Origin of the sequence: Salinisphaera orenii subsp. orenii MK-B5 (genome assembly GCF_003788635.1) — a bacterium.
Lineage (GTDB): Bacteria > Pseudomonadota > Gammaproteobacteria > Nevskiales > Salinisphaeraceae > Salinisphaera > Salinisphaera orenii.
Window position 1 is genome coordinate 1 of record NZ_AYKH01000030.1, and the last position, 6,083, is coordinate 6,083.

8 protein-coding genes and 1 pseudogene are annotated in these 6,083 nt (G+C 64.8%); all 9 read right to left on the bottom strand.

Features of this window, described 5'->3' with window-relative positions; translation table 11 throughout:
- Positions 1–522: pseudogene (locus tag SAOR_RS12030) on the bottom strand (phage portal protein); the annotation flags it as partial.
- Positions 519–908 (bottom strand): hypothetical protein, encoded by a 390-nt coding sequence (locus SAOR_RS12035; protein ID WP_123631644.1) that lies wholly within the window; start codon positions 906–908, stop codon positions 519–521. The pseudogene SAOR_RS12030 and the gene SAOR_RS12035, both read right to left, overlap by 4 nt.
- A gap of 3 nt (positions 909–911) precedes the next feature.
- Positions 912–1,280, bottom strand: coding sequence for a hypothetical protein (locus SAOR_RS12040; protein WP_123631645.1), 369 nt, complete (start codon positions 1,278–1,280; stop codon positions 912–914).
- Positions 1,277–1,813, bottom strand: a complete 537-nt coding sequence (locus SAOR_RS12045) for a hypothetical protein (RefSeq protein ID WP_148077384.1) — start codon at positions 1,811–1,813, stop codon at positions 1,277–1,279. Before SAOR_RS12045 ends, SAOR_RS12040 begins: the two co-directional genes overlap by 4 nt.
- Positions 1,810–2,406 carry an HK97 family phage prohead protease gene (locus SAOR_RS12050; RefSeq protein WP_123631647.1) on the bottom strand — a complete coding sequence of 199 codons (597 nt, stop codon included), beginning with the start codon at positions 2,404–2,406 and terminating at the stop codon, positions 1,810–1,812. The genes SAOR_RS12045 and SAOR_RS12050 overlap by 4 nt, the downstream gene beginning before the upstream one ends.
- Positions 2,406–3,659, bottom strand: coding sequence for a phage major capsid protein (locus tag SAOR_RS12055; protein ID WP_123631648.1), 1,254 nt, complete (start codon positions 3,657–3,659; stop codon positions 2,406–2,408). The genes SAOR_RS12050 and SAOR_RS12055 overlap by 1 nt, the downstream gene beginning before the upstream one ends.
- Before the next feature lie 87 nt (positions 3,660–3,746).
- Positions 3,747–4,070 carry an HNH endonuclease gene (locus SAOR_RS12060; RefSeq protein WP_221179977.1) on the bottom strand — a complete coding sequence of 108 codons (324 nt, stop codon included), beginning with the start codon at positions 4,068–4,070 and terminating at the stop codon, positions 3,747–3,749.
- On the bottom strand, positions 4,061–5,566 hold the full coding sequence (locus SAOR_RS12065; RefSeq protein WP_185015666.1) for a terminase large subunit domain-containing protein: 1,506 nt from the start codon (positions 5,564–5,566) through the stop codon (positions 4,061–4,063). The genes SAOR_RS12060 and SAOR_RS12065 overlap by 10 nt, the downstream gene beginning before the upstream one ends.
- Before the next feature lie 92 nt (positions 5,567–5,658).
- A complete protein-coding gene (locus tag SAOR_RS12070; RefSeq protein ID WP_123631649.1) occupies positions 5,659–5,856 on the bottom strand; it encodes a hypothetical protein in 198 nt (65 codons plus the stop codon).
- Between the last annotated feature and the right edge of the window lie 227 nt (positions 5,857–6,083).

The following is a 6,083-nucleotide window of genomic DNA, read 5'->3' on the forward strand; positions in this document are numbered from 1 at the left end:
CGTGAACACGTCGGCCAGCGCATCCTCGACCGCGTACAGCATCTCGGCGGTAAGACTGGCGCGGTGTAGCGGGCTGGTCCCGGTCCACGGCCGCTCAACGGGAATGCCGATCTTGAAGTGCAGGACTTCCCCGGCCAGCACCGTATCCGAACGCCCGCCGCCGGTATCCGGCACGGTGACGCGATAGGCGACCGGCTTGGAACCTCGGGTCGAAACGGTCCAGCTATTGGCGGCCACGAGCGTATCGCCGCGCATGACGAACAGCGCTTCGCCGCAGAATCCCAGCGACCGCCCGGCCATGCCCAGCACCTCGGGCGTCAGCAGGTCGATGCTCGTCTCCGCCTGAGACAGACCGTGCTCCCATAGGGACACGCAGGTCTGCACCGTGCCGGTCAGCTCGGCGAGATTGCGCCGGCCGATGATGTGGTCGGCCCGGAACTGCAACGCCTGTTCGGTATAGTTGGCGCGCTGCTCCAGGGTATCGCCGCGGTTAAACCATTTGGCGGGATTCCATTGCATCATGCGCCCCGCTTGGCTGCGCGTTTCACGTTACGGCTGAATTGCTTGACGTTGCGCCGGACCATGCCCGCCGGGCGATGGTTAGAACTGCCGAACTCCAGCGACAAGATATAGGGCGCTGCGTTGGCGAACTCCAAGCGCGTGCCCATCGGCCACGCTGCAATCGCGGCCAACGCTTCGGCCTTGGCTTCGGCCGCGCTTGTACGATCCACCGGGCCATCGGGCGCGTTGCCGACACCGCTACGCCAGTTCGCCGCTGCGAAGCCGGTATCCTGGGGCGTGTCGTCGATTACGTCGGTAATCAGTTTCGTGGCCGCAGACTTATGGGCGTGCTCGATACGCTTTTCGGTCTTTTTAACGAACCTGTCCACATCTCTCGCAAAGCTCATCGGCTAACCTCGCACCTGCACTGTGTAGACCGCCACGGCATCGCGGGCGTATCGGGGTTCGACGTGAATCAACTGATACTCGGTGCCGGCGATCACGAGCGCGTCGGCCGTGTCGCTGCTCGATAGCGCCGGGGCGAACGGCAGGCTATCCGCCGCAATCTCCACCTGCGCGTCGCCGCGCTGGATCAACGTGCCGTCGATGTAGTCCAATTCGTACGCACTCGGCGGGGCGACCTTGATGGCATGCGTTGTGGTCTCGCCGGGGCCATACGAGCCGCTGACCGGATCATAGGCGCCCTTCGTGGTGCGCTTGTACGTCGCGGACACGCCGAGCCGCTCGAATACCCGTTTGGCACTGGCGGACAAGCTCATGCGCGCCGATACCCGCGCAGCAGGTCCGCCGCGCCGCTGTGCTGCAACGCCTTGGCAATCCACGCCGCCGGGCGGTCGCGGCTAACCGACAGGCCATTACCGTAGTTCACCGTCTCGCGCGTCGCGCTGTTGACCAGCGTGATCTCGTCTTCGAGATAGCCGGCCAGCCGATTGAAGGCTTCCAGCACGGCGGCCGGCGGGTCGGTTTCCTCGCCCACGGTCGCGGTGATGCGATAGGTGCCGGCGTCGAACTCGTACCCCAGCGGGGTCGGGTTCTGCACGACGGTGTGCCAGTCGCCGCCGGACCAATACTCGATGGTGTCGATGGTGGCCGGCGTCAGCGGGGGCGTCCAGTCGCCCGAACCGCAGAGTACCCACGTCACCGGGCGAGGCTGCCAGCGATGGGCGATATAGCCCTCGATGCGCTGCCAGAGCGCGGCCACGGTGCCGGGCGCGGCGTCATCGCCGGCATAGTCCGCATCGACCACGCGCTGCTCGGGCTGGCCTTCGCTGACCTTGAGCACGTCCATCATGGGAGATACACCATCATCGGCGGGCGGGCCTTGGGCGCGGCCATGTCCCAAGATCGGGATTCGACGCTCGATTCCTCGTAGGCCGGATTCGTTACCAGCGACAGCTCGGACAAAACCGCTGCATGGACTGTGCGGATCAGCGCCTGCCCTTCGGCCGGGTCTTCTTCCTCGACCGTCTCGGCCTGTTGCACGGCACGTTCGGGCGGGATGCGGAAACCGGGCGAGATGCCCACCGCCAGCCCGGCAGTCAGCAGGGCGATGGCGTCGCGGACAAAGCTGGTATCGGCGACCTCGGGCGGGATCGTGGCATCGAACGTCAGTGCTTCGGCCGTGTCTTCCAGCGACAGCGTGCCCGTGCCCCGGCTGGCCAGCGGTTTGCCCCAATCGTGGCCGACCAGCAGCCGGACTTCGCGCTCGGTCTCGACGGAATGCTTGAAGGCATGGGCGGCGAAACGCTCCTTACGCGGCCGACCACGCCGCCCGCCATCGGACAGCGTGGCCGTGGAACCATAGGGGAATCGGCCCCGAAGTTGCAGCGCGCGATCCGACGCACCGCGAACCTCGATTGTGCCGCCGGGGATTCCGTACAGCATCACTGAAGGCCCGTCAGGACTCTCAGCTGTTCGGTTCGACTGATCGACACGTCCATCGTGACAAGCGCGGTCAGCCGGAGGCCGCCGGAGGCCGCGTCGCTGTATACGTCTCTGATTAAATCGACCGCGCCCCACGTCGCCACGAAGATCGGCGACTGGCCGCCCGCGTTGGTGCTCAAAAGCGCCTTGCTGGCCGGCGTGCTGCCGCTCGGTGCCTTCAAGGCGTTGTGCGACTGCGTGACGCTGCCCAACTTGGCGGCGAGCCGGTCGTACTCGGTCACGCCAGAACCGGCATCGAAGATCACGTCGTCCATCGCGTCCCAGACTTCGGGCCGGATCAGCGCCCGGACACTGCCGGGGCCGCTCGCCGCGTTGTTGAGCATGAACTCGGTCACCGCCTTGCGGAAGGCCGCGTAACTGGCTGCCGCGTCCACCGCCGTCGAGTCGATACCGTAGTCGGCGGCCTTGGCGATCACGCCGGCGGGCTGGCCGTTGCTGCCGCTGCCCTGAAAGACCGCCTCGTCGATCTTGGCCTGCATGGCGCCCTGCATGTCGCGCCGGATTGCGGCCTCGATGCCGGCCGACTGCTTCATGGCCTTGCGGGTCAGCCGCATCTGAATGCCGAGCGTGTGGTCGGGCGCCAGCGGCCGGTCGACGGTGGTGAACTCGCTCGGGCCGGCCACGTCGCCGCCCTCGGTCGAGGCCCAGCCTGCGGTTACCTGCGAGGTGCTCACCGGGTACTCGATGCCCCCGGCGGACACGTTGACCATCTGCGCGCCCATCGCGCCGGCCACGCTCTGCGGGAACAGCCGGTCGATCAGCGGCTTGGTGGCAATCGGATCGGGCACGGTCGCGGAGGTGGTCTCACCGGCCCGCGTTTCGAGAGCCGCATACGGGATCGGCACGCCGCGATAGCCGCCGGCCTGTCGCAATTCCTGCACGACTTCGGCGGTGGCGCCATCGAACTGTCGGCCCTCGTCGAGGTGCAGCGCGGCCTGGCGCATCTCAAACTTGTCGACCAGCGCGCCCCATTCGCTCGCCTCGCGGGTCTCCAGGTCGGCCCCGGCGTCGCGGCGCTCGGCGTCCTCGGCGGTGATCGCGGCTTGGTAGCGCGATTCGTTCACCTGATATTCGCGGTTCAGGTCTTTAAGCGAGCGCTGCTCGTCTTCGCTCGGGGCTTCGTTGGCCGCCAACTCGGCAAGATTCGAGCGAATCTCCGACTGGCGCTTCTGAATCTTGGCGGATTCCAGCATTGCAATGTCCTGTGTTTGGGCCTAGCTAGGTACTGTATATATATACATTAATCAGGCCGCAAAGTCAAACCGAGATTGCACTTAACGCTATTCGCTTCGACGTTCGGCCGTCAGCGATCGTATATGTGCAATAAACTTCGACTGCTCGGGATCATAGGGGGCCAGACCGACCTCGATACGGGTCTTCCGGCTGTGGCACTGCCGGCAGAGGCATTGCAGGTTGGTTAAATCAAATGCCAGCTCCGGCGCGTCGCGCACGGGTTTAATGTGATCCACCTCGATGCGGCCCCGGTGTCCGCACTTCACGCAGCACCAGTTATCGCGACGGCGGGCGGCCTGACGTAGGGCGGGCCAGCGCTTGTCACGCTGCACACGCGCGCTCGGGCCGCGAAAACGATTCTTCACGCCCACGTCAGCCCCTTGCGCTCCGGTATCGGGCGATCCTGTCGGCGCACGCCTTCGGCAATCGCCAGCGAGGCCGCCGATACCGGGTCGATGCGGCCGAGACTGCGCTTCTTGGTCAGCTTCGAGTTGCCGCTGTCATCGGTAACCACCACGCAATCGTTAACCGCCGATGCCATCAGGCGCGAGGGGGCCATGCTCACCCGACCGTCGAACACCGCCTTGGTAAACCGGGCGGTATCTTCGCCGCCGTCCTTGAAGCCGTTACCGCGCCAGACAATCGGCACGCGCACGCCAGCGGCGAACAGGGCTTCCTGAAATTCGCCCTTTCGATAGCGGTCGCCCACGATGCACGCCATCGGCCAGCCGTCCAGCCGTTTGACGATCTCGGCAATGAAGCTGTCGGCCGGCACGACCTTTTGCCCCATGACGATCAATTCGCCGCGCTGGTGCATTTCCACGTAGCTGTCGCTCACCCCGTCACGCTGCCCGCGATCTTCCAGCGTCGGATCGTTGCCGAACGCGCCGAACACTTCCAGCCGGCCCGACGTAGGCCAGTACATCGCGCACGCCGACATACTCGCAGTGCCGCCCAGGTCGATGCCGACGATGGCGTGGCCGTCGCGCTGGGGCGGGTCGCTGCTCTCGACTTCGAGCCATTCGTCCAGCGTCATCAGCCGGTCGCGCCGCTCGCCGCTGGTCCGTTCGTTTCTGTTGAACAATCGGTACTTCGACAGGACCGAACCACCGCGCGCAATCGCCATCGTGGCCTGCGTCTGGAGCCATTCGGGCGAACTACCGATCCCGTGCTTGCTACCGGGATTCGCCAGCAGGATCGAATCCATGTCGTCCACGGGTAAGCCGGGTTCGGGTCGATGTTCTTGCGTATAGGTGCCCGGCGGCGGATCGTCCAGCCAGCGCGAGAAACTGTGCGCGTTGCTCGATGCCGACGTGGATATCATCAGGCACACGCCCGAGCGTTTGCCCAGCCCGGACAGCAGCGCGCTTTCGAGATCGTCGCCCTTGTCGTCGGGCCAGTGCGCCCGCTCGTCCATGATGCAGAGCGTTGGCGAACTACCTAGCGCGTTCTTGGGTTCGGCCGAGATGCAGCGCAGGATGTGTTCCCCGTCGTACTCGATTTCGAGCTTCTGCCCGCGCCGGAACGTCAGCTTCTCGTACTCGGCCGGGTCCATCGTCAGCGCCAGGCCGGCGACGTAGTTCCAAACAATCTGTGCTTGATCGCGTGTGCGCGCCGCCACGATGATCTCGCGCCGGGGCTGGGGCGACCATGCGCCTACCAGATGCCCGAGCGCCAGACCGCCGGATATGGCCGACTTGCCGTTGCCACGGGCCACGGACAAAACGCCGATTTTATTCCCGCCACGCAGGGACTTACGGATGAATTGCCGCTGAAACGGGGCCAGCTTGAGCGGTTTTCCAGCCCTCGGGCCTTCGGGCACCTTCAAACCACCAATGAAATCAATAGCTTGCTTGGCTCTCGCCATCTAGATCACCTGTAAATCGACATAGATGAGCCCGCTCCGCGACCCTCCCCACGGACAGAAGTCGCGGCATTGGGACCAAATAAAACAATCACTTAGTGTGCCGCCGGCATGTCGGCCCAATCACGAACCGTGCGGACCAGCGATGCCAGCGCCACGGCTTTGTCGTTGTTGTCGTCGCATCCGTGATAGATCAGCGAGCCAATCGACACCGCGCATAAGTGCGCAAACTGCACCGGCTCGATGTTTCTGGCTTCCATGTGCGCGATCAGCGCGGCCAGTTCGGTATCCATTCGGTCGTTGTCCATAGCTGCCTCTAATACAGGGGGAGGGTTGTTAGTTACTTAGTGGAGCGATTTGCACCACCCTCATGTCAGGCGGGCGAGTGTTGGCTTGTGCGAGCGCTGACTACCTCGCTGCACAATCGTTAACTGGCCGATGGCCTCAAGATGATCGCGGGCTTTCAGATAGCGCCGCTTACTCCAGCCCATGATCCGCTCGCCTGTTGCGCCCGGTAGCT